This is a genomic window from Streptomyces sp. NPDC005004, from assembly GCF_053600675.1.
The window spans coordinates 34,527-60,943 of record NZ_JBSGAH010000016.1 but is presented as its reverse complement, the minus strand read 5'-3'; the positions used below and the strand labels follow the sequence as shown (position 1 = coordinate 60,943).

The 26,417-nt window shown below is 73.0% G+C and carries 25 protein-coding genes and 1 tRNA gene; 14 read left to right on the top strand and 12 right to left on the bottom strand.

Annotated features, from left to right (window positions below; all coding sequences use genetic code 11):
* Positions 1-132 precede the first annotated feature (132 nt).
* Together ACWEEU_RS22700 and ACWEEU_RS22695 are read right to left on the bottom strand one after the other, a co-directional pair.
* A complete protein-coding gene (locus tag ACWEEU_RS22700; protein WP_451734594.1) occupies positions 133-1,791 on the bottom strand; it encodes a long-chain fatty acid--CoA ligase in 1,659 nt (552 codons plus the stop codon).
* 142 nt (positions 1,792-1,933) lie between these two features.
* Positions 1,934-2,545 (bottom strand): SigE family RNA polymerase sigma factor, encoded by a 612-nt coding sequence (locus tag ACWEEU_RS22695; RefSeq protein WP_385749017.1) that lies wholly within the window; start codon positions 2,543-2,545, stop codon positions 1,934-1,936.
* A gap of 278 nt (positions 2,546-2,823) precedes the next feature.
* Here ACWEEU_RS22695 and ACWEEU_RS22690 point away from each other — a divergent pair, with 278 nt between their 5' ends.
* Complete coding sequence (locus ACWEEU_RS22690; protein ID WP_451734592.1) at positions 2,824-3,714, top strand: bifunctional DNA primase/polymerase; 891 nt, start codon at positions 2,824-2,826, stop codon at positions 3,712-3,714.
* Positions 3,715-3,911: 197 nt separating this feature from the next.
* Positions 3,912-4,301, top strand: a complete 390-nt coding sequence (locus ACWEEU_RS22685) for a VOC family protein (RefSeq protein WP_451734590.1) — start codon at positions 3,912-3,914, stop codon at positions 4,299-4,301.
* A 20-nt stretch (positions 4,302-4,321) separates the two neighbouring features.
* On the opposite strand, the gene trpS is transcribed toward ACWEEU_RS22685, so the two are convergent.
* The 4 genes from trpS to ACWEEU_RS22665 all read right to left on the bottom strand — a co-directional run bounded on the left by trpS (position 4,322) and on the right by ACWEEU_RS22665 (position 8,030).
* Entirely contained in the window at positions 4,322-5,365 is a 1,044-nt protein-coding gene (trpS, locus tag ACWEEU_RS22680; RefSeq protein WP_451734588.1) for a tryptophan--tRNA ligase, read from the bottom strand.
* A 213-nt stretch (positions 5,366-5,578) separates the two neighbouring features.
* Positions 5,579-6,091 (bottom strand): hypothetical protein, encoded by a 513-nt coding sequence (locus ACWEEU_RS22675; protein ID WP_385749006.1) that lies wholly within the window; start codon positions 6,089-6,091, stop codon positions 5,579-5,581.
* 77 nt (positions 6,092-6,168) lie between these two features.
* Complete coding sequence (locus ACWEEU_RS22670; protein ID WP_385749027.1) at positions 6,169-6,807, bottom strand: LuxR C-terminal-related transcriptional regulator; 639 nt, start codon at positions 6,805-6,807, stop codon at positions 6,169-6,171.
* 8 nt (positions 6,808-6,815) lie between these two features.
* Complete coding sequence (locus ACWEEU_RS22665; protein ID WP_451734586.1) at positions 6,816-8,030, bottom strand: sensor histidine kinase; 1,215 nt, start codon at positions 8,028-8,030, stop codon at positions 6,816-6,818.
* A 176-nt stretch (positions 8,031-8,206) separates the two neighbouring features.
* Here ACWEEU_RS22665 and ACWEEU_RS22660 point away from each other — a divergent pair, with 176 nt between their 5' ends.
* On the top strand, positions 8,207-8,635 hold the full coding sequence (locus tag ACWEEU_RS22660) for a hypothetical protein (protein ID WP_451734584.1): 429 nt from the start codon (positions 8,207-8,209) through the stop codon (positions 8,633-8,635).
* 34 nt (positions 8,636-8,669) lie between these two features.
* Here ACWEEU_RS22660 and ACWEEU_RS22655 read toward each other — a convergent pair.
* A tRNA-Ser gene (locus ACWEEU_RS22655) sits at positions 8,670-8,756 on the bottom strand.
* Positions 8,757-8,826: 70 nt separating this feature from the next.
* Positions 8,827-10,302, bottom strand: coding sequence for a S1C family serine protease (locus ACWEEU_RS22650; RefSeq protein WP_385748997.1), 1,476 nt, complete (start codon positions 10,300-10,302; stop codon positions 8,827-8,829).
* 250 nt (positions 10,303-10,552) lie between these two features.
* Between ACWEEU_RS22650 and ACWEEU_RS22645 the strand changes: the two genes are divergently transcribed.
* The 3 genes from ACWEEU_RS22645 (at position 10,553) to ACWEEU_RS22635 (ending at position 13,354) form a co-directional block, all read left to right on the top strand.
* A complete protein-coding gene (locus tag ACWEEU_RS22645) occupies positions 10,553-11,386 on the top strand; it encodes a glycerophosphodiester phosphodiesterase (protein ID WP_451734582.1) in 834 nt (277 codons plus the stop codon).
* 223 nt (positions 11,387-11,609) lie between these two features.
* Positions 11,610-12,251 carry an ATP-binding protein gene (locus ACWEEU_RS22640; RefSeq protein ID WP_385748991.1) on the top strand — a complete coding sequence of 214 codons (642 nt, stop codon included), beginning with the start codon at positions 11,610-11,612 and terminating at the stop codon, positions 12,249-12,251.
* Positions 12,252-12,373: 122 nt separating this feature from the next.
* Positions 12,374-13,354: a DUF5926 family protein gene (locus tag ACWEEU_RS22635; RefSeq protein WP_385748988.1), complete on the top strand. Its 981-nt coding sequence runs from the start codon at positions 12,374-12,376 to the stop codon at positions 13,352-13,354.
* 222 nt (positions 13,355-13,576) lie between these two features.
* Here the strand turns inward: ACWEEU_RS22635 and ACWEEU_RS22630 are convergent, their stop codons facing one another.
* Both ACWEEU_RS22630 and ACWEEU_RS22625 read right to left on the bottom strand, forming a co-directional pair.
* Positions 13,577-14,281 (bottom strand): hypothetical protein, encoded by a 705-nt coding sequence (locus tag ACWEEU_RS22630; protein WP_451734579.1) that lies wholly within the window; start codon positions 14,279-14,281, stop codon positions 13,577-13,579.
* Positions 14,282-14,336: 55 nt separating this feature from the next.
* Positions 14,337-15,002, bottom strand: a complete 666-nt coding sequence (locus ACWEEU_RS22625; protein ID WP_451734577.1) for a bifunctional DNA primase/polymerase — start codon at positions 15,000-15,002, stop codon at positions 14,337-14,339.
* Positions 15,003-15,509: 507 nt separating this feature from the next.
* Here ACWEEU_RS22625 and ACWEEU_RS22620 point away from each other — a divergent pair.
* The gene (locus tag ACWEEU_RS22620; RefSeq protein WP_451734684.1) at positions 15,510-17,042 is read left to right on the top strand and encodes a PP2C family protein-serine/threonine phosphatase; all 1,533 of its coding nucleotides are present in this window, start codon (positions 15,510-15,512) and stop codon (positions 17,040-17,042) included.
* A gap of 158 nt (positions 17,043-17,200) precedes the next feature.
* Positions 17,201-18,661, top strand: coding sequence for an aminopeptidase P family protein (locus ACWEEU_RS22615; RefSeq protein ID WP_385748979.1), 1,461 nt, complete (start codon positions 17,201-17,203; stop codon positions 18,659-18,661).
* Between the two features lie 94 nt (positions 18,662-18,755).
* Here the strand turns inward: ACWEEU_RS22615 and ACWEEU_RS22610 are convergent, their stop codons facing one another.
* Together ACWEEU_RS22610 and ACWEEU_RS22605 are read right to left on the bottom strand one after the other, a co-directional pair.
* Positions 18,756-19,331, bottom strand: coding sequence for a GNAT family N-acetyltransferase (locus tag ACWEEU_RS22610; RefSeq protein WP_451734574.1), 576 nt, complete (start codon positions 19,329-19,331; stop codon positions 18,756-18,758).
* A gap of 38 nt (positions 19,332-19,369) precedes the next feature.
* Positions 19,370-19,816 carry an ATP-binding protein gene (locus ACWEEU_RS22605; RefSeq protein WP_385751465.1) on the bottom strand — a complete coding sequence of 149 codons (447 nt, stop codon included), beginning with the start codon at positions 19,814-19,816 and terminating at the stop codon, positions 19,370-19,372.
* 236 nt (positions 19,817-20,052) lie between these two features.
* On the opposite strand from ACWEEU_RS22605, the gene ACWEEU_RS22600 reads away from it, so the two are divergent.
* The 6 genes from ACWEEU_RS22600 to efeB all read left to right on the top strand — a co-directional run bounded on the left by ACWEEU_RS22600 (position 20,053) and on the right by efeB (position 26,346).
* Positions 20,053-20,922, top strand: coding sequence for a hypothetical protein (locus tag ACWEEU_RS22600; protein ID WP_451734572.1), 870 nt, complete (start codon positions 20,053-20,055; stop codon positions 20,920-20,922).
* A gap of 152 nt (positions 20,923-21,074) precedes the next feature.
* Positions 21,075-21,833 carry a YcnI family copper-binding membrane protein gene (locus ACWEEU_RS22595; RefSeq protein WP_451734570.1) on the top strand — a complete coding sequence of 253 codons (759 nt, stop codon included), beginning with the start codon at positions 21,075-21,077 and terminating at the stop codon, positions 21,831-21,833.
* Between the two features lie 90 nt (positions 21,834-21,923).
* Positions 21,924-22,610 carry an SCO family protein gene (locus ACWEEU_RS22590; protein ID WP_451734568.1) on the top strand — a complete coding sequence of 229 codons (687 nt, stop codon included), beginning with the start codon at positions 21,924-21,926 and terminating at the stop codon, positions 22,608-22,610.
* Positions 22,607-23,065 carry a copper chaperone PCu(A)C gene (locus tag ACWEEU_RS22585; protein ID WP_451734566.1) on the top strand — a complete coding sequence of 153 codons (459 nt, stop codon included), beginning with the start codon at positions 22,607-22,609 and terminating at the stop codon, positions 23,063-23,065. Before ACWEEU_RS22590 ends, ACWEEU_RS22585 begins: the two co-directional genes overlap by 4 nt.
* 12 nt (positions 23,066-23,077) lie before the next feature.
* Positions 23,078-25,057: a copper resistance CopC/CopD family protein gene (locus ACWEEU_RS22580; protein WP_451734565.1), complete on the top strand. Its 1,980-nt coding sequence runs from the start codon at positions 23,078-23,080 to the stop codon at positions 25,055-25,057.
* A gap of 8 nt (positions 25,058-25,065) precedes the next feature.
* The gene (gene efeB / locus ACWEEU_RS22575; RefSeq protein ID WP_451734563.1) at positions 25,066-26,346 is read left to right on the top strand and encodes an iron uptake transporter deferrochelatase/peroxidase subunit; all 1,281 of its coding nucleotides are present in this window, start codon (positions 25,066-25,068) and stop codon (positions 26,344-26,346) included.
* Positions 26,347-26,417: the final 71 nt, after the last annotated feature.

Genomic DNA, 26,417 nt, shown 5'->3' with positions numbered 1-26,417 from the left:
CGTCCGGAACTTGCCGAGGGTCGCGGCAGCCACAAGGTGCCGTCGGACCAAGCCGGCCCGATCCGGAAGAGCAGGCCCTGGCCGTACGGGCCCCACCACGCGGTGGGGCCCGATCCCGTAAAGGGCGGACGGTCAGGCCAGCTTGGTCACGTCCAGCTCGCCCAGCCGGTGTGCCTCGCGGATCTTCTTCTTGTCGAACTTGCCGACGCTGGTCTTCGGGACCGTCTCCACGATGGTCCAGCGCTCGGGCAACTGCCAGCGGGCGACCCCGGCCTCCTCGGAGAGGAAGGCGCGCAGCGCCTCGAAGCCGATCTGGGCGCCCTCCTTCAACACGACCGTGGCCAGCGGACGTTCGCCCCACTTGTCGTCGGGCACGGCAACCACGGCCGCCTCGGTGACGTCCGGGTGGGACATCAGCGCGTTCTCCAGGTCGACCGAGGAGATCCACTCGCCGCCGGACTTGATGACGTCCTTGGCGCGGTCGGTGAGGGTGAGGAAGCCGTCCGGGGAGATGATGCCGACGTCGCCGGTCTTCAGCCAGCCGTCCTCGCTGAACTTGTCGGCGGGGCGCAGGGGTTCGGCGTCGGGGCCGTTGTAGTAGGCGCCCGCGATCCAGGGGCCGCGCACCTCCAGCTCGCCCGCCGACTCGCCGTCCCAGGGGAGGCGTTCGCCGTCGGGTCCGGTGAGGCGGGCCTCGACGCCCGCCGGGAAGCGGCCCTGGGTGACGCGGTAGGCGAACTCCTCGTCGGTGCCGATGGCGTGGGCCGGCGGACGGGCGACCGTGCCGAGCGGGGAGGTCTCCGTCATGCCCCAGGCGTGGCAGACCCGCATCCCCAGCTCGTCGAACGCCTCCATCAGGGAGGGCGGACACGCCGAGCCACCGATGGTGACCTGGCCGAGGGAGGAGACGTCACGGGGCTTGGCGCGCAGCTCGGCGAGGAGTCCCTGCCAGATGGTGGGGACGGCGGCCGCGTGCGAGGGGCGCTCGGACTCGATCATCTCGGCGAGCGGCGCGGGCTGGAGGAACCGGTCCGGCATCAGCATGTTGACGCCGGACATGAAGGTGGCGTGCGGCAGGCCCCACGCGTTCACGTGGAATTGCGGGACCACGACCAGGGTGGTGTCCGAGTCGGTCAGGCTCATCGACTCGGCCATGTTGACCTGCATGGAGTGCAGGTAGATCGAACGGTGGCTGTAGATCACGCCCTTGGGGTCGCCGGTGGTGCCGGAGGTGTAGCACATGGCGGCGGCCCGGCGTTCGTCCAGCTGGGGCCAGTCGTAGCTCTCCGGGCGGCCGGCGAGGAGGTCCTCGTACTCGTGCAGGCGCGCGGTGCCGCCGGTCAGCGGGGCGCGGTCGCCGGGGCCCGCGACGACGATGTGCTCGACCGTCGGCATCTGCGGCAGCAGGGGCGCGAGCAGCGGGATCAGCGAGCCGTTGACGACGATCACGCGGTCGGCGGCGTGGTTGACCACCCACACGAGCTGCTCGGCGGGCAGCCGCAGGTTGAGGGTGTGCAGGACGGCGCCCATGGAGGGGATCGCGAAGTACGCCTCGACGTGCTCGCTGTTGTTCCACATCAGGGTGGCCACGCGCTCGTCGCCCGTCACCCCCAGCTCGTCCCGCAGGGCGTGCGCCAGTTGGGCCGACCGGGCGCCGATCTCGGCGAAGGTGCGGCGGTGCGGCTCTCCTTCCCCGGTCCAGGTGGTGACCCGCGAAGATCCGTGGACGGTCGACCCGTGGGTGAGAATCCTCGAGATCAGCAGCGGTACGTCCTGCATGGTGCTCAGCACGGCGGGCGTCCTCCCCGGCAACATTGCCTCAGCGGAAGTAGAGTCGCGCTGATTCTGCGCACATACCGCGCGGTATGTCACTAGGGGGGCCGAAACTCGCCGGTCAGAGGGGGCGGGCACTCCCCCTCCGGCACCGGCCGGATCAGACCCCCGCGTCCGACCCGTCCCGGCGCACGACCCCCAGCTCCGGGTCCTCCCGCAGCTTGCCGAGCGCACGCGACACCGCCGACTTGACCGTGCCGACCGAGACGCCGAGCAGTTCGGCGGTCTGGGCCTCGCTCAGGTCCTCGTAGTAGCGCAGGACGACCATCGCGCGCTGGCGGGCGGGGAGTTTGGCGATCGCGCGCCACATCGCGTCGTGCAGCGCCTGGCATTCGGCGGGGTCCGCGAGGCCGCCCCGCACCTCCGGCTCAGGCAGCTCGTCGCAGACGAACTCGTCCACCTTGCGCCGACGCCACTGCGAGGTCCGCGTGTTGAGCAGGGCGCGCCGCACATAGCCGTCGAGCGCCCGGTGGTCCTCGATCCGCTCCCAGGCGGCGTAGGTCTTGGCGAGCGCGGTCTGGAGCAGGTCCTCGGCGTCGTTCGGGTTGGTGGTCAGGGAGCGCGCGGTGCGCAGCAGCACGGGGCGCCGGGCGCGGACGTAGGAGGAGAACGACGAGTACGTGGTCGTGGCCGTACGGAGCCGGGGGTGCGGAAGGGTCTGCCGCGCTGGTGCGGCGGCGGCCGAGGCGCTGGAGCAGACGGGTGCGGTCATGGCTCCACGCTAGGAGTGGAGGTGCCCGCGGCGGATCGGCCGCAGGTCCCGAAGCGGGGTCCGCCTCAGGTCGGAGGTCCGGGGGTGGCCTCACCTCCTGAGGGTGGAGTACCCCGCGATCCGGCCTGAGGGTTGACCCTGAGGGGGCGAGCCGGGACGGACCCGGGAGACCGGCCGGGACCGACTCGATGCCGCCCCCGGGACGGACCTCACGGGCGTCCGGGACGGACCCCGGAGGCCCTCTGGCGATCATCGAACATACGTACGACTATCGTTCCATGGCCACCTTCCGCCGACAGGTCACCGCCCTGGCCCTCGCCCACGCCCTCTCGGCCGCCGAGCGCGGTCTGGCCGTCCTCCCCCTGTCCCGGACCAAGCTCCCGGCGCTGCGCTCGCCGCACCGCGGCGACCCCGCGCGTCCACCCTGCCACGGCGAGTGCGGCCGCCCCGGACACGGCGTCCACGACGCCTCCACCGACCCCGCCCGCATCCGGGAACTGTTCGCCGCGGCTCCCTGGGCCACCGGCTACGGCATCGCCTGCGGCCTGCCCCCGCACCACCTCGTCGGCGTCGACCTGGACACCAAGCCGGGCACCGAAGCCCCGGCCGCGCTGCGCGCCCTGGGCCTGAGGTTCCGGTTCACGATCCCCCCGACGGTCGTCGTCCTGACGCCGAGCGGCGGCCGCCACCTCTGGCTCACCGGCCCACCGGACACCGTCGTACCCAACTCCGCGAGCCGCCTCGCCCCCGGAATCGACATCCGCGGCGCCGGCGGCTACCTGGTCGGCCCCGGCTCCCGCACCGCCCACGGCGTCTACGTCACGGCCCCCGGCACCGCCCACCTGCGCCCCGCCCCCTGCCCCCGCAACCTCCTGCGCCTGCTCCTGCCGCCACCCCGCCCGCCCCGTACGCCCCGCCGCGCCCCCACCGAGGGCCGGGGCCTCCTCCACTTCGTCCTCACCGCCCACGAGGGCCAGCGCAACACCCGCCTCTTCTGGGCCGCCTGCCGCGCCCACGAATCCGGCCTCGGCCCCACCCTGACCGCCTCCCTCCTCGAAGCGGCCCTGGCCACGGGCCTCCCGGAGCCGGAGGCCCGCGCGACGATCGCTTCGGCGGCGCGGGTGACGGGGGCGTCCGCCGAGAGCGGCAGCCGTGTCCCGCCGCCCTGACTCCGCGCCGCGTCCGCCAGGGCCGCGTCGCACCGCCCCGCCCGCGCGTGTGCGGTGGACCCCGTGACCGTCCCGGCACGAGGTCCCCCGTTCGTCGAGCCAGGCTCAACGAACGCAGACCGGCGCGCGCTTGATGGTCTCCCCGCCCCGGCGGATCGTGGAAGACGCGTCCACACGGTCTTCCTCTGGAGGGAAACATGACGGAACTGCACGTCAAGGGCTTCGACCACCTCGTCCTCAACGTCGCCGACGTCGAGCGCTCCCTCGGCTTCTACACCGGGTTTCTCGGGCTTGAGCCGGTGAACGTGGAGGCGTGGCGGGCGGGGAAGGCGCCGTTCCCCTCGGTGCGGGTCTCCCCGGAGACGATCATCGACGTGGTCGGCAAGCCCCGGGGCGAGTCGAACGTGGACCACTTCTGTCTGACCGTGGACCCGCTGGACTGGTCGGAGTTCCTGAAGTCGGCGGAGGTGGCCGTCGTGGAGGGGCCCGTGCGGCGGGACGGCGCCCGGGGTACCGCGACCTCCGTGTACGTCCGGGACCCGGACGGCAACACGGTGGAGCTGCGCTGGTACCCGCAGGACGCCTGACCCGCCGCGGCGACCGCGCTTCAGTAGTCGCTGTTTATGGCGGTGCGCACCTCCGCGAGGGTGGCGTCGGCGACGGCCCGGGCCCGCTCGTTGCCCTCGCGCAGGACGCGGCGGAGCAGGGCGCGGTCGCGGGCGTACTCGGCGCGGCGGGCGCGGATCGGGGCGAGGTACTCGTTGACGGACTCGGTCACCACCTTCTTCAGCGCCGCCGCCCCCAGGGAGCCGATCTCGTCCGCGATCTCCTCGGGGGACCGGTCCTGGCACAGCGCCGCCAGCAGGAGCAGGGAGGAGACCTCGGGGCGGCCCTCCGGGTCGTAGTGGATGTGCCGCTCGGCGTCGGTCCTGGCGCCTCTGACCAGCCGGGCGGTCTCGTCGGGGGTCGCGGCGAGCGCGATGGCGTTGCCCCGGCTCTTGCTCATCTTGGTGCCGTCCGTGCCGAGCAGTGCGGGAGCGCGGGAGAGCAGGGCCTCGGGCTCGGGGAAGACTCCGGCGCCGTCGCCGTACCGCTCGTTGAAGCGGCGCGCGACGGTCCGGGTCAGCTCCAGGTGCGGGAGCTGGTCCTGGCCGACCGGGACCAGGTTGGCCTTGCAGAAGAGGATGTCGGCCGCCTGGTGGACGGGGTACGTGAACATCAGACCGCTGACGGCCGCCTGCCGCGCGTGCGCGATCTCGTCCTTGACCGTGGGGTTCCGGCTCAGTTCGGCCACGGAGACCAGGCTGAGGAAGGGCAGCAGGAGCTGGTTCAGCGCGGGCACCGCGCTGTGCGTGAAGACGGTGCTCCGCGCCGGGTCCACGCCGACGGCGAGATGGTCGAGGACCAGTTCCTCGACGTGCCCGGTGAGATCGTCCGCCACGTCCCGGTCGGTCAGCACCTGGTAGTCCGCGATGATCACGAACGTCTCCACGCCGAGGTCCTGCAGCCGCACCCGGTTGTGCAGCGTGCCGAAGTAGTGCCCCAGGTGGAGCCGCCCGGTGGGCCGGTCGCCGGTGAGGATACGGAACCGCCCGGGGTCCTCGGCGATCCGCTCGTCCAGCGGGGTGGTGGTACGCGCGGTGGTGTCCACGGAGTCTCCTGGTCGTCGCTCGTGCCGTCGGGACGGCACGCACCCAGGTCCGGGAACACGAACAGGGGCCGTCCGTCCGAACGGCCCCTGCCATGTGGTCCTGCGTAAAAGGCGGCCGCTCCTACAAGGAGCGCCACCAGCTACGGCACGACGAAGAACGCATGGCCCCACGATAACGCCGCACCGCGCCACCGCCACCGGAAATACGGCCCGTCACAGCTTCCCGAAGACGACGCCCCGCCAGGTCCAGCCGGATCGCAGCACGGTCTCGCGCAGCGGGTCACGCATCTGGGCACTGTCGAAGTGGAAGGTCTCCGTCATCCCGAGCCGGCCGTCTTCCCCCCGGCCCACGGTCCACTGCCGGCTGACGGTGCGGCTAGGGCCGCGTTCGTACCTCGCCGTCATCTGAAGCCGCACCGGACTGCCGACCCGCTCGAGCTCCCACTGCTCCTCCAGGGCCCGCACCTCGTGCGCCTGCTGGTCGAAGCGCATCCGGATCTTGAGGGCATGGCTGATCTGGGACCGCACGAAGACCTGCTGCCACGCCGGCTCCGTCAGCCGCCACTCCGCCAGCACATCGCACCCCTCACCGCCGCCGTACCGCACGACGTACGGGACCTCGCCCTCGTTGAGCCCGAGCAACGCCGCCCGCAGTTCCTCCCGGGAGACCGGCGCCACCCCCTCTTCGGGGTGCCGGGTGCCGGTCAGTCTGTCGAAGAGTCCCATGGCGTCAACCTACGAAGGCGGCGACGGACGGCACAAGCCGCGCCAGCCCCGATACCCGCGTGGGGGCTTCGGCTCGTTCACGCCCCCACCCCCAGGAAGCGCAGTACCGCCAGCACCCGCCGGTGGTCCGCGTCCGCCCGGGGGAGGTCCAGCTTGGCCAGGATGTTGTTGATGTGCTTGGCCACCGCGCTCTCGCTGACGACGAGTTGGGACGCGATGCCCGCGTTGGAGCGGCCCTCCGCCATCAGGGCGAGGACGTCGCGCTCACGGGAGGTGAGACGGTCGAGGGGGTCGCTGCGGCGGCGGACGAGGAGCTGGGCGACGACCTGGGGGTCGAGCGCGGTGCCACCGTCCGCCACGCGCCGCAGCGCCTCGACGAACTCCTCCACGTCCGCGACCCGTTGCTTCAGGAGGTAGCCGACCCCGCTGGTGTGGGCGGCCAGCAGGTCGGCGGCGTAGCGCTCCTCGACGTACTGGGAGAGGAGCAGGACGGCGGTCGAGGGGTGGGAGCGGCGGATCGACAGGGCGGCGCGCACGCCCTCGTCTGCGAAGCCGGGCGGCATACGGACGTCCACCAGCGCCAGCGCGGGAGTGTGCTCCTCCACCGCGTCCAACAGCGCTTGCGCGTCACCCACTTCGGCCGCCACCTCGAAGCCGGCCATCTCCACGACCTTGACCAGCCCGATCCGCAGCAGCACGGAGTCCTCGGCGATCACGGCGCGTCTCAACTCGGGCACGGCAGCTCCACGTTCATCATCGTCGGTCCCCCCACGGGGCTGCTCATCCGGAACGTCCCGTCCACCGACCGCACGCGCTGGGCGAGCCCGGTGAGGCCGCTTCCCTTGACGGGATCGGCGCCGCCCGGGCCGTCGTCGGAGATCACCAGCCGCAGTATTCCGCCCAGCCGGGTGACCGTCACCTCCGCGCGGGTCGCCTCGCGAGCGTGCTTGGCGACGTTCGTGAGCGCCTCGGAGACGACGAAGTACGCGACCGCCTCGACCGCCGGGGGCTGCCGCCGGGGCAGATCCACCCGGAGTCGTACGGGCAGCGGGGCGCGAGCCGCGAGCCCCGACAGGGCTGCGTCCAGGCCGAGTTCGTCCAGCACGGCAGGGTGCAGCCCGCGGACGAGACCGCTCAGCTCCTCGATCGCCTCCTTCGCCTCCCGGTGCGCGGTGTCGATCACCTCCCGTGCCTCGGGCGGCAGTTCGGTCAGTGTGGCGCGGGCGATGCCGAGGTTCAGCGCGAGGGACACCAGGCGCTGCTGTGCGCCGTCGTGCAAGTCCCTTTCGATACGCCGTCGTTCCGCGTCGGCGGCGTCCACGGCACCGGCCCGGCTCTCGGTGAGGTCCTCGACGCGCCGCGCCAGGTCCTCCTCGCGGCTGCGGCCGAGCAGGGCGGGCACCACCTGGCTCTCCAGCCGTACGAGGGCGGCGGCCGCGCCGGGAACGGCGGCCAGCACGAGCAGCCCTGCCACGGAGACGTACACCGCCTGCACGGAGTAGCCGAGGTGCTCGATCCGCCACTCCCAGGGCAGCGCGTACACCCACGCCCAGGTCAGCGACGCGGTCAGGGAGGCCAACAGCACTCCCACCAGCAGCACTTCGAGACCGCCGAAGAGCGTTCCGGCGAGGCAGTGGTATCCGAACAGACGCCACGGCCGACGCCATCCGGAGCGGGGGATCTCGATCCCGAGGAAGCGGCGGAACCGCCCGCGCTGCGCGGCGGTCAGCACCGGCACGGCGCCCCCTGTCAGCAGCAGCGCGACCCCCAGGATCACCGGCGCGGTGCTGTCGCCTCCGGCGACGATCTCCCACGCCAGGCCGGAGACCGTGAACAGCATCAGCCCCGTGAAGAGGTGGAGCGGCGCCCCCACGGCGAGGAAGGACACGTCGCGGACCAGCCGGGTGAGGGCGCGCCGCGTGCGGGGCGGGATTCTCATGGCGCCACCGTAGGCGCCGGGCACTCGGATCGGACATCCAACTTCCGTCCGTATCAAGGGTGTAGCCAGTGCCACCCCAGGTCGGACAGCGGCGCTACCGACTCGGGCCGACGCGGCGCGGAGAGTGGATCACGAGCCCGACGGCCGGGTTCACGACACCGGAAGAGACCTCCGCCATGGCCCTGAACCACCCGTTGCGCCAGAGCGTTCGCTCCGGCGTCTCCCCCCACCCCCACCGCCGGCACGGCCGCGTCCTGGCAGGCGCGGGCCTGGTCCTCCTCCCCTGGCTCGGCTACCTCGCCGCCACGCTCCCGCCCGCCGAGGCCGCCGCCTGGGTCGCCCTCGACGCCTTGGAGGCCGCCGCCCTGCTCACCGCGGGCAGCCGCCTCCTCCACGGCGACCCCCGCCACCGCGTCCCCGCGGCCGTCGCAGCGGCCCTCCTCCTCGCGGACGCCTGCCTCGACCTCGCCACCGCCGCGCCGGGCGAGGAGCTGGCCACCGCCGCCGCCATGGCACTCTGCGCGGAACTCCCCCTCGCGGCCCTCTGCGCGACCCTGGCGGCCCGCCCCGCGTACCGGCAACCGAAAAGGGCGCCCCTCCCCTGAGGAACGCCCTTTTCCGGGTCTACTGCCGCTGCTGCGGAGGCGGTGGGATTTGAACCCACGGTGACATCGCTGCCACGACGGTTTTCAAGACCGTTCCCTTCGGCCGCTCGGGCACGCCTCCCCGCCTCGCCCACCTGGGGCGGAGCGGGGTACAGCGTACCGGGATCGAGGGGCGGAGGGGGCGGTGGGCGTCAGTTGTCGCCGACGCGGGAGCCGAGGGTGAGGTCGACCGTGTGGTCCTGGCCGCCGCGCTTGTAGGTGACCGTCACCTTGTCGCCGGGCTGGTGGGTCCAGATCTCGCCGATCAGGGTCGGGCCGCTGTCGATGACGGAGTCGTCGAGCTTGGTGATGACGTCGCCCGGCTTGAGGCCGGCCTTGTCGGCGGGACCGCCCGACTCGACCGCGGCCGCGCCGCCCGCGCCCTGGTCGGTGATCTTCGCGCCGTCGGTGGAGTCCTCCAGGGACACGGAGGCACCGATCTTGGCGTACACCGGCTTGCCGCTCTTGATGAGCTGCTGGGCGACGTACTTCGCCTGGTTGATCGGGATGGCGAAGCCGAGGCCGATCGAGCCGGACTGGCCGGAGCCGAGGCCGCCGCTGCTGCTCGACTGGATCGCGGAGTTGATGCCGATCACCGCGCCGGAGGCGCTCAGCAGCGGACCGCCGGAGTTGCCCGGGTTGATCGACGCGTCGGTCTGCAGGGCGCTCATGTACGACGCCTTGCTGCTGGCGCTGCCGTCGCTGGAGGCCACCGGACGGTTCTTGGCGCTGATGATGCCGGTGGTGACCGTGTTGGACAGTCCGAAGGGCGCGCCGATGGCGATCGTCTCGTCGCCCACGGCCACCTTGTCCGAGTCGCCCAGGGAGAGCGGCTTGAGGTCGGCGGGCGCGTTCTTGAGCTTGATGACGGCGACGTCGTAGCCCTGCGCGTGGCCGACGATCTCCGCGTTGTACTTGCGGCCGTCCGGGAAGGTGGCCGTCAGCTTGCCGCCGTCGACCGCGTCGGCGACCACGTGGTTGTTGGTGACGATGTGGCCCTGGGTGTCGAAGACGAACCCGGTGCCGGTGCCGCCCTCGCCGCTGCGGCTCTCCGCCTCGATGGTGACGGTGCTGGGCAGCGCCCGGGCGGCGACGCCCGCGATGGTGCCCGCCGAGCGCTTGACCTGCGAGGCGCTGCTGTCGGTGGCGGAGACGGTGGTGGAGCCCTGCCCGTCGTTGTCCTTGGCCAGGGTGTAGCCGATACCGCCACCGATGCCGCCCGCGACCAGCGCGGCCACCAGGACGGCGGCGATCAGCCCGCCGCGCCCGGAGCGCTTGGGGGCGGGCGGCTGGTACGACGCGCCCCAGCCACCGCCCGCGCCACCGGCGCCACCGGCGCCGCCCGCGTCGCCGTAGGCGGGCGGGGGCCAGGAGCCGTCGGGCGCGGGGGTGCCGTAGGGCTGGTGCGGGGCGGGGCCCTGGCCGTGGGCCTGGGGGCCCTCGGGGGATGCCGGTCCCGGAGCCTGCCCGACGGCGCCGGGCGGGCTCTGGGGCAGCGGCGGCAGCGGAGTCGTCGGTGCTCCGCCCTCGGATACGGCGCCCTGCGCGGAGGCCGTGGGAGCGTCCACCGGCACGGGAGGTGCGGACGGGGCCGGGGGTACCGCGTTGCCCTCGTTCTCGGTGCTCACAGCTCTTCTCCTCGATCCACGGCTGTCGTCGTCGGTCGCACTCGCTCGTGCCGTTCCCGTTTTTATGTATGCAGCTTTTCCCACGAGCCGTCAGAGCACCATAAGCGGGGGCTGTGGGTCCGGTGACAACCTTTACACGGGACATTTCCGGCAAGTGTTATATACGCATGAATTACGGTGCATCACCGCGTCCGTCGCGCGTACCGTGCACGCCTCCCGCCACACGTCCGGTCGGTGGCACGATGACGCCGTGACCCACGTATCACAGCACTCCATCCAGGTCGTCGCGCACCGGGGGGCCTCCGAGGACGCGCCCGAACACACCCTGGCCGCCTACCGCAAGGCGATCGAGGACGGCGCCGACGCCCTCGAATGCGACGTAAGACTCACCGCCGACGGCCATCTGGTCTGTGTGCACGACCGGCGGGTCAACCGCACCTCCAACGGCCGGGGAGCGGTCTCCGCCCTGGAGCTGGCCGACCTCGCGGCCCTGGACTTCGGTTCCTGGAAGGGGCGCGGCTCCGGGCGCGGCCGGGACGAGGAGCCCGACTGGGAGCACCGGCCCGAGGACCGCGAGGCGACCTCCGTCCTCACCCTGGAGCGGCTGCTCGAACTGGTCGCGGACGCGGGACGGCCGGTGCAGTTGGCCATCGAGACCAAGCACCCCACACGCTGGGCCGGCCAGGTCGAGGAACGGCTGCTGACGCTGCTGAAGCGGTTCGCGCTGGACGCGCCGGAGCACCCCGCCGACTCCCCGGTGCGCGTCATGAGCTTCTCCGCACGCTCCCTGCACCGGGTGCGCGCGGCCGCCCCGAACCTGCCGACCGTGTATCTCGCCCAGTTCGTCTCGCCCCGGCTGCGCGACGGACGACTGCCCGAGGGCGTGGGCATCGCCGGGCCCTCGATCCGCATCCTGCGCAGCCACCCGGCATATGTCGAACGGCTGAAAGACGCCGGATACCAGGTCCATGTGTGGACCGTGAACGAGCCCGAGGACGTGGATCTGTGCGTCCGGCTCGGGGTGGACGCCATCATCACCAACCGCCCGCGCGCGGTGCTCGGCAGGCTGGGCCGGCTGGACTGAGCACGGCTGGAGCACGGCTGGAGCACGGCTGGAGCAGCCTGAGGCACGGCTTGCGGACCGGTACGAGCCAAGAGTCCGGTAACGACCGGCACACGGCCCTTGACCCAAGAGCCGCGGTGAAGCATCCTCCGTTTCCCGGCCACACCACCGAAATCCGGCCACCCGGCCATAGGGAGCACAAGGGAGTGCTCCGGCGCGTTCGGTGCGTGTGCGGACGTTGCGAATGCGTCGCCGGAACAAGACTGACCGGTTTCCGGTACAGGCCAAAGGGGCATCCACACCGTGGCGTGGGGCGAAGGAGGTCTCGGGGGTGGCGTTGGTGGTGGCACAAGAGGTGCCCACGTGGTCGAGCATGGCCGTACCCCATGGCCCTGCGGGCGTGGGGAAGGCGAGACACCGGATGCGTGCGCAACTGCGCGGCGGCGGTGTGTCCGAATCGGTCATCGACGACGCCGTGCTGATTCTGTCCGAACTGCTCAGCAACGCGTACCGGCACGGCCGCCCACTGGGCGGAGCCCCGGCCGGGACCGGCTCGGTGCGGGCGGCCTGGCGGGTGGACGCGCGGGGGCGGCTCATCGTGGAGGTCACGGACGGCGGCGGCCCGACCCGCCCGGCTCCGGCGAGCCCCTCGGTCTCCGCGCACGGCGGCCGGGGACTGAGCATCATCGACGCGCTCGCCGACGACTGGGGCGTGCGCGACGGGATCCCCGGTGAGATGACGGTCTGGGTGGTCGTCCACGCCGACGTGCACGATCCCGACGCACGCTGCGGACACCACGCTTTCGCTACGCGCGTCACGGCGGTCCCCGCCCTCCCGGGGCTGGACGGACTGGACTTCGCGGACGTGTTCGACGCTCTGGACTGACGGCCCCGCCACGGCCCGGGACCCGGGGCCGCCGAGGGTTGTCCACAGGTCCGAGCCGCTGGTGGCGTGAACGGCTAGGCTCCCCGCGTACCAGACGGAGCCGTAACCGGGAGACACCCACGATGGCCAAGAAGCGACCCCAGACGAAGGCCAAGCGCCCGCAGCAGAGCGGGGCCCGCTCCGCCGACGGCCACATCCCGGTCGTCGGCGCCCGGGAGGACTGCCCCTGCGGCAGCGGCCGACGCTACAAGGCGTGCCACGGCCGGGCCGCCGCCCACGCGGCGACCGAGCTGGTGCACCGCCCCTTCGAGGGGCTGAACGGCGAGTGCGACTGGGTGGCCCTGCGCGAGCTGGTCCCGGCCGCCACCGCCGCGCTGCCCCTGAAGGACGGCCTGCCCGAGGGCGTCCCCTCCGTCACGCTGGCCACCGTGCTGCCGATGGCGTGGCCCGCCCTGCGCCGCGACGACGGCTCGGTGCTGCTCGGCCTGCAGAACGACACCGCCTCCGGCGACATCAGCCGCGACCTGGCCGACACCCTGCTGCGCGCCCTCGACGCGGAGCCCGGTACCCCGGTCGAGGCCAGCCGCGCCCCCGCCGACGGACCCCGGCTGCAGGACCTGCTGGACGAGTCCGCGCCGCTCGAACCGGTCGTGCACAGCGGGTTCGAGTTCTGGGTGCCGGACGCGGAGAACGCGAGCGCGGAGGTCACCGCCTCCCTGGAGCGCGCCAACGCGGCCGCGATCCCCACGGTGAAGCTGACCGGCGTCGAGGCCGCCTACTGGTGCGAGACCCCGGAGAAGAACCACCTGCGCTGGGTCATGCCGCACCCCGAGGAGCGCCTGCTCGACGCGCTGGCCCGGCTGCACGCGGCCGGACAGTCCACCCTCGGCGAGGGCACCCGCCTGGTCGGCTCCTTCCGCGCGCACGGTCTGACCGTGCCGGTGTGGGACCTGCCCACCGGGGTCGGCGCCGACGACATGGAGAAGCCGGCCGCCGAGTTCGCCGAGCGCCTCGCGGCCGCCCTCGCGGTCACCGAGCCGCTCACGCCGGAGGAGCGCCGGGCCCGCGGCGGCCTGACGAACCGGCAGGTCACGCTGAGCTGAGAACGGCGGGACGGCGGTGGCCACGGAGGGTGACGCCTGTCACAACTCCCGATTCCGACAAGGCAATCGGTGGCCGAATGGCCGAGCCGGAATTTGCGAACCGCCGATCTCTTGTTACCGTTCCAGTAGCCCGGTTGCTGGTGCATCCCCCGTCGCCAGCAACCGGGCCTTTCCATGCCCGCGTGACGGCCGCGCATCCTTGATGCGCCACCAACTCCCTTGTCAGTGAGGGAAGTTGCTGCCCACCCGAAGCATCAGAGGCGCGGCGTCGCCTCGCCCGGCGAACTCGGCGACGGCCGTGTAGGCGGCCGGGACACCCCGGACGCGCAGGCGCGGGGTGTCGCAGGTGGCGGGCTCGTCGTCACCGCCGGCCACGCAGCGCGTCAGCACGCTCCGTCCGCCCGGCCCCATGAGGCTCAGCAGGGCGTCGACCGTGTCACCGGTGGTGTTGCGGTAGTAGGCGCGGGCCCAGGTCTCGCCGCCCCGGGTCAGCACACAGGTCTGCGCCTCGACGCCGTCCGGCGCGGAGAGTTCGGGCCCGCAGCGCACGGCGGTGGCCTGCCCGAGCCCCAGGGAACCGGGGCGCTCACGCCCGGCTACGGCGACTTGCGGAGCGGACGGAACGGCAGCGGGCGTACGGGCGGCGGGCGCGGGGACGACGGGCACACCGGCAACGGTCGTACCGGCGGCGGGCGTGGCGGCGGCGGGCGTGGCGGCGGCAGCCGTACGGCCCGCGGTCGCGGCGCTCCCGGACGTGCCGCCGGCGGACGCGCCACCGGCGGAAGGGTCCGGTCCGCCCGCGTCCGTCTGTCCCGCCGACACCGCGCCGAGCGGCAGCAGCACCGCGACCGCCGCGAGGCCGGCGAAGGTGAGCAGACGCAGCCGGGCGGGGGCCCGGCAGCCGGGGCCCGCGGGGATTCGCAGCATGGGCGGAACATAACGAGCCCGGAAGGCGGTCCGGGCCCGCTCCCGCCCGACACCCCTACAACTCGGGCGCGCTCACACCCGTACGAGTGAGGGCCTCGACGACCGTGGGCACCACGGCCTCCACGTCGGGCACCCAGGGCCGCGCCGAACCGGGCAGCGGGGCGCGCTCCCAGCGGACTGTGCCCTGGCCGGTCTCGGAGGGCGGCAGGGCGAGATAGCCGCCGTCGCCGTGGAACCGGAGCGAGCCGGGCACATGGTCCTGCGCGTAGAGGAGTTCGCCGAGCTGCTCCATGGAGTACGGCCGCACCAGGATCGCCCAGCGGACCGGAGTGGCGATCACCGGGCCGAGCCGCATCCCGCGCCGGTCGAGCAGGGTGAGGGCGCGGGCGGCCGCGAGCGCGGGCAGGCTGATCGCGCAGGGGGCCTGGCCTCCGGTCGCCAGGACGATCGGCGCGGCCGGGCGCCTGGTCCACCACCAGCGCACCATGCGCGCGTCGGTGCTGGCCGCGAGCAGGCCGGGGTCGAAGGGGTGGGCGCCCGGCACCGTGCAGTCGGGGTCGGGGCAGGAGCAGCGGGCCGGGCCGCCGGAGTCCGGCGCCACGCCCGGGAGTACCGGCCACCGCCACTCGGTCGCGAAGGTCAGAGCCGCGCCGAGCCGATCCGGCCCGGACTCGTCCCGCCCGGGCGGCAGCCCGCGTCGCCTTCCGAGGATCTCGCGCATGAGCGCTCGTTCCTTTCCGTTGCACCGCTGGGCAACTCCGTTGCACCGCTGGCAACACCGTGGAATCACATCATGTGTCGATCACTTCACTGTGCGTACCTTGTGGCGCATCACGCCCCCGCGCGCGGCAGGAAGAGCCCCCCGGGGTCGAGCATCGGCCGCGTCGGTGGTGCGTCCAGCAGGAGTACGGCTGCGGCGCGGGGGTGGCGAAGCCTGGCGTTTTGCCGTCGCGCGTGTTTCTCTCCGCCTCCGCCACGGGAGGATGGGGCTCGGCCGTCGGTGGTTATGACGCCCGGGTCCGCCGCCAGGTTCCGGGCCGTTGCCCAACCGCCCCTGGCCTTCTCCGAGTACGTACCCATCACGACCGCTGTGACGCTCCGTGGAGCAGGGCCAGTCGACCGCAAAGAAGCGTTACCCGAGGCAGTTTCAAGCCAACTTGCCAGTAAGGCAAGGGCATCGAAGGAAAAGCACGTCAGACGCATGGACACCAGGAATACCGGCAGGACAATGCTGGACATCCCCTCACGAGTCCGTGTACATGTGGAGACACTGCCAGCGGCGCAGAATGACATGGGGGTTTGCGATGCTTTTCAGCACTACGCACCGGCCCGGAAGCCGAACGCCATGAACGCCCCGCACCCAGCGAAAGTGGCCGGAATCGATCCCACAGTTCCCACTCCCGCCCACACTGTCGCGCCCGCACCTCCCGCCCCGGACACCGCTCCCGTCCCGGACACCGCGCTCGCCGCACCCGCCGTGCCCGCTCCCCACCCGCCCGCCCCCGGCACCCTGCTGCAGGACCGCCTGGCCGGCTGGGTCTCGGACCTCACCACCCTCCACGAACTGACCGAGCGTCTGTGCCGCACGGCCACCCTCGACGCCGCCCTCCAGGAGCTGCTGCACGCCGGCGCCGCCCTGGTCGGTGCCCGCCGCGGCCTCGTGGCCCTCGACCCCGGCGACGGACCCGGACCGCGCACCAGCCTCGGGCTCGGCATCGGCCGCGCCGACATCGGCCAGCTGGAGACCGTCCCGCACGGCCCGCTCCATCCCGTCCCCGCCGGTGAGAGCGTCCGCGCCGACCTGTTCGCCGAGGACGGCCTCGACCCCCGCCACCGCGAGGTGGCCACCCGCCTCGGCTACGCCGCCTGCTACGCGCTCCCGCTCGTCTCCGAGTCGGCGGGCGGCATCGGCGGCGCCGTCTGGTTCTACGACGAACCGGCCGCGCCCGACGAGCACCACCGTCATCTGATCGGGCTCTACGTCCGGCACGCAGCCGAACACCTCGCCCTGCTCACGGAGGTGGAGCGCACCCGCGCGCGTGCGGCGACCATCACCGAGGAACTGCTGCCCTCACGGCTGCCCCGGGTGCCCGGCGTCCAGCTCGCCGTCCGGCACCGCACCGGTCCGTGCGGCGGCGGCGACTGGTACGACGCCCTGCCGCTGCCGGACGCCGCGCTCGGCCTCTCCGTCGGCTCCGTCACCGGCTCCGGGCCCGGCGCGGTCGCCGCCATGGGACGACTGCGCGCCTCGCTGCGGGCCTACGCCGTGATGGAGGGCGAGGACCCGGTCGCCGTCCTGTCCGACCTGGAACTGCTGCTGCGGCTGACCGAGCCCGCCCGCTCCGCCACCGCCCTCTTCGCCTACTGCGAGCCCGCCCTGCGCAAGATCACCCTGGCCGGGGCCGGACACAGCCCGCCGCTGATCGTCGGCGAGCGGCGCACCGAGTTCGCCGAGACCTCCCTCTCCGCGCCGCTCGGGATGCTCGCCTGCTGGGAGGCGCCCAGCCTGGAGTTCCACGCCGAGCCGGGCGAGACGCTCCTCCTCTACACCGACGGACTGCTGCACCGCACCGGCGAGGCCATGGACCGCGCCTTCGCCCGGCTGCACGCGGCCGCCGCGAACGTCCCGCGCGCCCTGCGCGGCGACCCCGGCGCCGTCGTGGACCACGTGCTGCGCACGCTCCTGCCGGAGGGCGCGGACCCGGCGGACGAGGCGGCGGACGCCGAAGACGTCGTCCTGCTGGCGGCGCGCTTCGACTGAGCCGGAGCCCACCGCGACCGTGTGCGCCCGCCCGCACACCGGTCCCGACGCCCCGGTCCGTCCCGGTACGACCGTACGATGAGGGTGGTTCCCAGCTCGGGCACGGTCGCGGACCTCGCGAGCCCGGGGAGACCACTTGCCGTACGGAGGAGGATCACGTGTCCGACGAGCTCAACCCGGAGACCCCGGAGTCCGAGGCCGAGGAGCCCATCAAGCAGCGGAAGAACGGCCTGTACCCGGGCGTCTCCGACGAGCTGGCCGAGAACATGCGCGGCGGCTGGGCCGACACCGAACTGCGGGACCTGAAGCCGGTCGCCCAGGCCGCCGAGACCCGGCGCCGCCGCGCCGCGCTGTCCGCCCGCTTCCCCGGAGAGCGCCTCGTGATCCCCGCGGGCAACCTCAAGACGCGGTCGAACGACACGGAGTACGCCTTCCGCGCCTCGACCGAGTACGCGTACCTCACCGGCAACCAGACCGAGGACGGCGTCCTCGTCCTGGAGCCCATCGCCGACGGCCACCGCGAGACGGTCTACCTGCTGCCTCGCTCCGACCGCGAGAACGGCGAGTTCTGGCTCTCCGGGCAGGGCGAGCTGTGGGTCGGCCGCCGCCACTCCCTCGCCGAGTCCGAGGCGCTGTACGGCATCCCCGCCGCCGACGTGCGCGAGCTGGCCGAGAAGCTGCGCGAAGCGACCGGTCCGGTCCGCGTCGTACGCGGCCACGACGCCGGGATCGAGGCGGCCCTGACCGACAAGGTCACCGCCGAGCGCGACGAGGAGCTGCGGGTCTTCCTGTCCGAGGCCCGCCTGGTCAAGGACGCGTTCGAGATCGGCGAGCTGCAGAAGGCCGTCGACTCCACCGTGCGCGGTTTCGAGGACGTGGTGAGGGTCCTCGACAAGGCCGAGGCCACCTCCGAGCGCTACATCGAGGGCACCTTCTTCCTCCGCGCGCGCGTCGAGGGCAACGACATCGGCTACGGCTCGATCTGCGCCTCCGGCCCGCACGCCTGCACCCTGCACTGGGTGCGCAACGACGGTCCCGTCCGCTCCGGCGACCTGCTCCTGCTGGACGCGGGCGTGGAGACCCACACCCTCTACACCGCCGACGTCACGCGCACCCTGCCGGTGAACGGCACGTACACCGACATCCAGCGCAAGATCTACGACGCGGTGTACGAGGCCCAGGAGGCCGGTATCGCCGCCGTGCAGCCCGGCGCCAAGTTCCGTGACTTCCACGACGCCGCGCAGCGGGTGCTCACCGCGAAGCTGGTCGAGTGGGGCCTGGTCGAGGGTCCGGTCGAGCGTGTCCTGGAGCTGGGTCTCCAGCGCCGCTGGACCCTGCACGGCACCGGTCACATGCTCGGCATGGACGTGCACGACTGCGCGGTCGCCCGCACCGAGACCTACGTCGACGGCACCCTGGAGCCCGGCATGGTCCTCACCGTCGAGCCCGGTCTGTACTTCCAGGCCGACGACCTGACGGTGCCGGAGGAGTACCGGGGCATCGGCGTGCGCATCGAGGACGACATCCTCGTGACCGAGGACGGCAACCGGAACCTCTCGGCGGGGCTGCCGCGCCGTTCCGACGAGGTCGAGGCGTGGATGGCTTCGCTCAAGGGCTGAGCGATCCCGTCCGGGACGGCTTTCCGACGGCGGCGGCCGGGCACCTCTCGGGGTGCCCGGCCGCCGGCGCGTTCCGGGGTGATCGTGTGCCTGGTCAGAGCGCCGCCGGGGCGTGGTCGTGCAGCACGCGCTGGAAGAGGCGGCAGTCCCGCCAGGCGCCGTTGATGTGCAGATAGCGCGGAGCGAGTCCGATCGGCGCGAACCCGCACTTCTCCAGGACCCGTTGCGAGCCGGTGTTGTCGGTCAGCGTGGACGCCTCGACGCGGTGCAGCCCGAGCCGGTCGCGGGCGAGGGCGCAGACCCGTTCCAGGGCGGCGCTGGCCAGCCCCCGGTTCTGCCGGTCGGCGGCCACCCAGTAGCCGACGCTCGCGCTGCAGAAGGGGCCCCGGGAGATGCCGGACAGGGTGATCGCCCCCGCGATCCGGCCGTCCGGGGTCTCGATGATCCACGGCGCCACGGTTCCGTCCGCACAGCTCCGCAGCAGCCCCTCGATCCGCTCGGCCTGGCCGCGCACGGTGAAGAAGGAGTCCGGCCTGACCGGCTCCCAGGGGGCGAGGTGGGCACGGTTGTCGGTATAGGCGTCGGCCAGCCCCGGGGCATCTCCGGGAGCGAGGGCGCGCAGGGTGAATCCACCCGGTATTTCCTGGTTTTGAATGAGTTCCGCAGACATGCGCGCACCCTAGCCGCGCGGGCGCCGCACGGAACCCCTCATGCCGTAAGCAGGGAAGGATCTTTCTTCCACTTGAGAACCTTGTCGAAGCTCACGACCGTGCCGCCGCGGCCCGCACCCGTCCCGATGTGGACATGATCGGCGAGCGCGCTGATCAGACACAGCCCCCGGCCACCCTCCGCGTCGGTCCGCGCCGGGCGGACGTCGGGCACGGACCCGAACCCGGGCCCCGAATCGGCCACTTCGATACGGCACTTCTCGCCGTCGAGGTAGGCGGTCACCCGGTACGCCTCCGAACCGCCGCCGCGCACGTCGTCGCCACCGTGCTCGACCGCGTTCGCGCAGGCCTCGCTCAGAGCCACCGACAGGTCGTAGGAGACGTCCGGGTCGACACCCGCCGTCTCCATCGTGCCGATCAGGAGCCTGCGGGCGAGCGGCACGCTCGCGGCCTCGCGTCGCAAGTGGACGGACCACCAGATGCTCATGCTCCAGCCTCCCGGCCGCGGCTCGACATACCGTTACCTATTGCCGCCGCTCCGCGTGCGTAAGCCCTTCCGGAGCGTGAGGTCGCCCATAGGGCCGATGCGCACGGGGACGAATCGGTGTATGGCCCCGTGCGCCCCACGCGTGTCCGGCCGGTCCCGCGCGGCCGCGCTCGGGCGACGGATCCGGCCACCTGGCGTACGGGGCGCGGGCGCGCAGTGCGATGATGAGCCCCGCCATGACTGCCCCCCAGCCGCGCACGACGCGCCCCGGACCCCGGGTCCGGATTCTGCGGGCCGCGGTGTTCGCCGCGGTCTGTGTCGTGCTGGCCGCGGCCGGGCACACCATGGCCTCCTGCGCGACCGTCCCGCTGTGGACGCTCGGTGCGGGGTTCGCGGGCTCGCTTCTGCTCATGGCCCCGCTCGCCGGACGGGCACGCTCGCTGCCCGCCATCGCCGGACTCCTCGCGCTCGGCCAGACCGCGCTGCACACGCTGTTCGGCCTGGGCCAGCACGCAGCCACGGCCGCGACGGGCTCGATGGGGTCCATGCGCATGAGCGGCATGGGCGCCATGGGATCCATGGGTGCCGCCGCCCCGAGCCGGGACGTGCTCGTCGAGCGGGCCACCCGGCTGCTGTGCGGCTCCACACCGTCGACGCTCAGCCCCGGCCGGGCCTATCAACTGCTGCTCGACGCGCATCTGATCGACCCGTCCGGCCACCTCCTGGGCACCCCGCCGGCCACCGCCCCGCACGCCCACGACCTGACCGGCTTCTCCGCCGCGTCGCTGCCCTCGCTGCCGATGCTGCTCGGGCACGTCCTGGCGGCCGTCGCCGTCGGCTGGCTGCTGCGCCGGGGCGACCTGGCCGTGCTGCGGCTGATCGAGCTCTCGGCCCACGGCGTCGCCGAGGCCGCGCTCGTACGGTCCCTGCGCGCGGCGTTCGCCCTCGCGGGTGCCCTGTGCACCGGGCTGCTGCCCGCCACCGGGCCCGACCCGCGCGCCCGCCGCGCCGACCGCGACGAGCCGCCCGCCCCGCGCACCACCGCACTCCAGCACTCCGTGATCCGGCGCGGCCCGCCGGCCGCCGCGTTCCGCCTCGCCGCCTGACACGACGCGACCACCGCTTCCCCGGCAACCGGATGCACCGGCACCGGACGGAGAGGGTCCGCCGTCACGCGGCGCGCGCGTGCGCGCGTCGGACCGACCGCACGCGCACCCCTCTCCGTCATCGGATCTCGCTCAGAGTGGAGTGCTCCGCCATGCAGGTTTCCCGTACCACCACCCGGATCGCCGCCGCCGGCGCCGTCGCCGCGACCGCCGTCCTCGCCCTGTCCGCCCCCGCCTTCGCGCACGTCACCGTGCAGCCCGAGGGCGCCGCCGCCAAGGGCGGCTACGCGGTCGTCGACTTCAAGGTCCCCAACGAGCGTGACAACGCCTCGACCACCAAGCTCGAGGTGAACCTCCCCGCCGACCACCCGATCGCCTCGGTCATGCCGCAGCCGGTGCCCGGCTGGAGCGTCAAGGTCACCAAGTCCAAGCTGGACAAGCCGCTCACCATGCACGGGGAGAAGATCGCCGAGGCCGTCACCAAGGTCACCTGGACCGCCGACGGCAAGGGCATCCAGCCCGGCTACTTCCAGAAGTTCCCGCTCTCGCTCGGCGCGCTGCCCGAGGACACCGACCAGCTCGTCTTCAAGGCGCTGCAGACGTACTCCGACAAGGACGTCGTCCGCTGGATCGAGGTGCCGCAGAAGGGCGAGGACGAGCCGGAGAACCCGGCCCCGACGCTGGAGCTGACCGCCGCCACGGACGACCACCACGGCACCCAGGCCGCCGCCTCCGGCACGGCCGGTGCCGCGTCCGACGACAAGGGCGACGACAAGACCGGGCAGATCGCCGCCTCCGACAAGAGCGGCGGCTCCGACACCACCGCCCGTGTCCTCGGCGTCGTCGGCATCGTCGTCGGCGCGGCCGGCATCGGTTACGGCGTCCTCGCGGGCCGTCGCCGCACCGCCTGACCCACCCGTCCGCGCACCGGGGCCGCGTGGCCCATGCGGCCCCGGTGCGCGCCGGATTCCTCACCTCCGGGAAGTTCTCCTATGCCTTACATGCCCGACCCGCGCCCCTCGGTCCTCCTCTCCTCGCGCAAGCGGACCCTCGCCGCGGCCGCCCTGCTCGCCGCCGCCGCGTTCGGCCTGACCGCCTGCGGTTCCGGCGACGACGCCAAGTCGCCCGTCTCGTCGGTCTCCTCGGAGACCGACTCCGGCAAGGCCGCCACGGTCCTCGACCAGCCCTTCGAGAAGCCGGACCTGGTCCTCACCGACACCCACGGCAAGAAGTACGACCTGCGCGCCGAGACCAAGGGTCATCCGACCCTCGTCTACTTCGGCTACACCCACTGCCCCGACGTGTGCCCCACGACGATGAGCAACATCGCCGTCGCCATGAAGGCGCTGCCCAAGGCCGAACAGGACAAGCTCCGCGTCGTCTTCGTCACCACCGACCCCGGCCGCGACACCCCGGCCGAACTCGGCAAGTGGCTCAAGGGGATCGACCCCCGCTTCATCGGCCTCACCGGCGACTTCCCCACCATCCAGGCGGGCGCCCGCACCCTCGGTATCTCCGTGGAGCCGACGACCAAGGACAAGCACGGCAAGACCGTCTCGGTGCACGGCACCCAGGTCATCGCCTTCTCCCCCAAGACGAACGGGGGTTACGTCCTCTACGGCGAGGACGCCTCGGTCGACGACTACACCAAGGACCTGCCCAAGCTGGTGCGGGGAGCGAAGCCGTGAGGCGTTCCCTGCTGCCCGCCACCCTCGCCGCGCTCGCCGGGGCGCTCGCCCTCACCGGCTGCGGCGCGGACTCCGGCGGTCGTCCCGAACTGTCCGCCGGTGCCGCCTACATGCCCCAGCCGGTCTCGGCCGACATGGCCGCCGGGTTCCTCACCGTCACCAACAAGGGCGGCGGCGCCGACGAGCTGACCTCGGTCAGCAGCGACATCGCCGGTGAGGTCACCATGCACAGCACCAGCGGGGGCGCCATGACGGAGAAGACCTCCTTCACCGTCCCGGCCCACGGCCGCCTGGTGTTCAAGAGCGGGGCGAACCACCTCATGTTCGAAGGGCTCAAGCACAAGCCGCGCGAGGGCCAGACGGTCACGGTGAAGCTGGGCTTCGCCCACTCCAAGCCGCTCACCGTCGAGATGCCGGTGCGGTCCGCCACGTACACACCGTCGACCGGCAACTAGGGAGGGACCACCTTGACGCGGACCATCACCCCTCGGCTGCGCCCCCTGGTGCTGCTGCTTCTCGCCGTCACCGCCGTGCTGTTCGCGGGCGCCGCGCCCGCCTCCGCGCACGCCGCGCTGACCGGCAGCGACCCCGCCCAGGGCGTGGTGGTCGACAAGGCGCCCACCCAGGTGTCACTCACCTTCTCCGAGCAGGTCGCGATGGGCGACGACTCCCTGCGGGTCCTCGACCCCAGGGGCAAGCCCGTCCAGCGGGGCAAGCCCGCCAACGTCAGCGGGACCACCTACGCGGTCCAGCTCAAGAGCGGCCTGGCCAAGGGCACCTACACGGTGACCTACCAGGTCGTCTCGGCCGACAGCCACCCCGTCGCAGGCGCCTACACCTTCTCCATCGGGGCGCCCTCCCGGACCGTGGTCTCCGGCACCACCACGGCCGGCGGCGGCGTGGTCGGCACTCTGTACGCGATCGGGCGTTACGTGTCCTACGCCGGGTACATCGTGCTGGTCGGCGGGGCCGCCTTCGTGCTGGCCTGCTGGCGGCGCGGCGCGGGCGTGCGGGCGCTGCAGCGGCTGGTGGTCGGCGGCTGGCTGGCGCTCACCGGCGCCACGCTGTGGCTGCTGCTCCTGCGCGGCTCGTACACCTCCTCGGGCACCTTCGGGGACGTCTTCGACCTGGCCCTGCTCGGGCAGGTGCTCCAGACCAAGGCCGGGGCCGCGCTCGTCTCCCGGCTGTTGCTGCTCGCCGCCGCCGCGCTCTTCGTGGCCGTGCTCTTCGGGGCGTACGCCAGGAGGGACGAGGAGGAGGGCGACTCGGCCGGCGAGGAGCGCGCCACCGGCGAGGAGGCCGAGGAGAAGCGGGACCTCGGCTTCGGGCTCGCCATCGGCGGCGTGGTCGTCGCGGCCGGGCTCGCGGCGAGCTGGGCCATGGCCGAGCACGCCTCCACCGGGCTCCAGCCGGGCATCGCCATACCGGTCGACATCGTCCACCTCCTGGCCGTCGCCGCCTGGCTCGGCGGCCTCACCTCCCTGCTGGTCGCCCTCTACCGGGCCCCGGCAGGCTCCCCCCTCGAAGCGTCCGCCGTGCGCCGCTTCTCCCGGCTCGCCTTCGGCTCGGTGCTCGCCCTGGTCGCCACCGGCGTCTACCAGTCCTGGCGGCAGCTCGGTTCCTGGTCCGCCTTCACCGAGACCCGGTACGGGCAGTTGCTGCTGGTGAAGATCGGCCTGGTGGCCGTCATGGTCGCCCTCGCGGGAATCTCCCGGCGTTGGACAGGACGGCTGGCCGAGCACCCGGCGACCGGGGCGGAGGACGAGCCGGAGGCGGAGACGGCTTCCGTGCCCGCCACCGCTGCCGCCGCCGTGCAGAGCAAGGACGCCGTCGAAGGCGCCGCGTCCACCGCCGCAGGCGGCGCCGAGCGCGCCGCCCAGCTCGCCCGGCAGCGCAGTGCCGTCGAGGACGCCCGCCGCAAGCGACTGCGGGACGCCGACCCCAACCGGTCCGGACTGCGCCGCTCGGTGCTCACGGAGGCGGCCGTCGCCGTCGTCCTGCTCGCCGTCACCACCGCGCTGACCCAGACCGAGCCGGGCCGCACCGAACAGGAGGCGCAGGCTGCGGGCGCGTCCACCAGCAGCTCCCCGGCCTCCGACACCTCCGGCGCGCTGACGCTCGACATGGCCTTCGACACCGGCGGCACGAACGGCAAGGGTCTGGTCCGCATCGACTTCGATCCCGCACGGGTCGGCGGCAACGAGATGCACGTCTACGTCCAGCGCCCCGACGGCCGCCCCTACGACGTCCCCGAGGTGAAGGTCGCCCTCACCCAGGAGGCCAAGAAGATCGGCCCCCTTACCGTGAAGGCGGAGCACATCACGCGCGGCCACTGGGCCGCCACCGGAGTGCAGATCCCCGTGGCCGGTGACTGGAAGGTCGCCGTGACCGTGCGCACCTCCGACATCGACCAGGTCACCGTCTCCAAGAACGCGCAGATCGGCTGAACCGCACCATGCCCGACCCGTCCGTCCCCCAGACCCGTAAGGCCCCCGAGACCCCGGCACCGGAGCAGTCCGGCGCCCCGGGCGTCTCCCGGCGCACCCTGCTCGGCACCGCCGGGGCCACCGGCATCGTCCTCGGCGCGGCGGGTGCCTCCGTCGGGTACGCCGCCGCGCCCGCTCCCGCGGCTCCCCTCACCTCCCTCGGCTCGGACCGGGCGATGTTCCACGTGAAACATCAGCCCGGAATCACCGACGGGCTCCAGGCACGCGGCCATCTCATCGCCTTCGACCTGGCGCCCGGCGCCGGCCGCAAGGAGGCCGCCGCCCTGCTGCGCCGCTGGTCGACGACGGCGGAGCGGCTGATGGCGGGCGAGCCCGCCCCGCACGACGACACCGACGTGGCCCGCGACGCCGGACCCTCCTCGCTGACCGTCACCTTCGGCCTCGGGCACTCCTTCTTCGCCCGCACCGGCCTGGAGAAGCAGCGCCCTGCCGCACTGGACCCGCTGCCCGCCTTCTCCTCAGACCACCTCGACAAGTCCCGCAGCGACGGCGACCTGTGGGTCCAGATCGGCGCGAACGACTCCCTGGTCGCCTTTCACGCCCTGCGTGCCCTCCAGAAGGAGGCGGGCGGCGCGGCCCGGATCCGCTGGCAGATGAACGGCTTCAACCGTTCGCCCGGCGCCACCGCCCACCCCATGACGGCCCGCAATCTCATGGGCCAGATCGACGGCACCCGCAACCCCAAGCCCGCCGAGCCCGACTTCGAGCAGCGGATCTTCGTCCCCGCCTCGGGGGAGCCCGCCTGGATGGCCAACGGCTCCTACGCGGTCGTCCGGCGCATCCGGATGCTGCTGGACGACTGGGAGAAGCTGTCGCTCACGGCCCAGGAAGCGGTCGTCGGGCGCCGCAAGTCCAACGGTGCCCCGCTGTCCGGCGGCGACGAGACCACGCCGATGGACCTGGAGAAGACCGACGCCCACGGCGAGTACCTGGTGCCGCTCAACGCGCACGCCAGGATCACCCGGCCCGACCGCAACGGCGGCGCGGCCATGCTGCGGCGGCCCTTCTCCTTCCACGACGGCTACGACGCGGACGGCACGCCCGACGCCGGGCTGCTCTTCATCTGCTGGCAGGCGGACCCGCTGCGCGGCTTCGTCCCGGTGCAGCGCAAGCTCGACCGGGGGGACGCGCTCTCCACCTATCTGCGGCACGAGTCGAGCGGCCTGTTCGCGGTGCCGGGCGGGGCGGAGAAGGGCGAGTACGTGGGGCAGCGGCTGCTGGAGGGCTGAGGCCGTGGAGTGGCCGCCGGTGACAGCGGTAGCGGTGATGGCCGGTGACACACAGGTGGTCCCGGGCGATC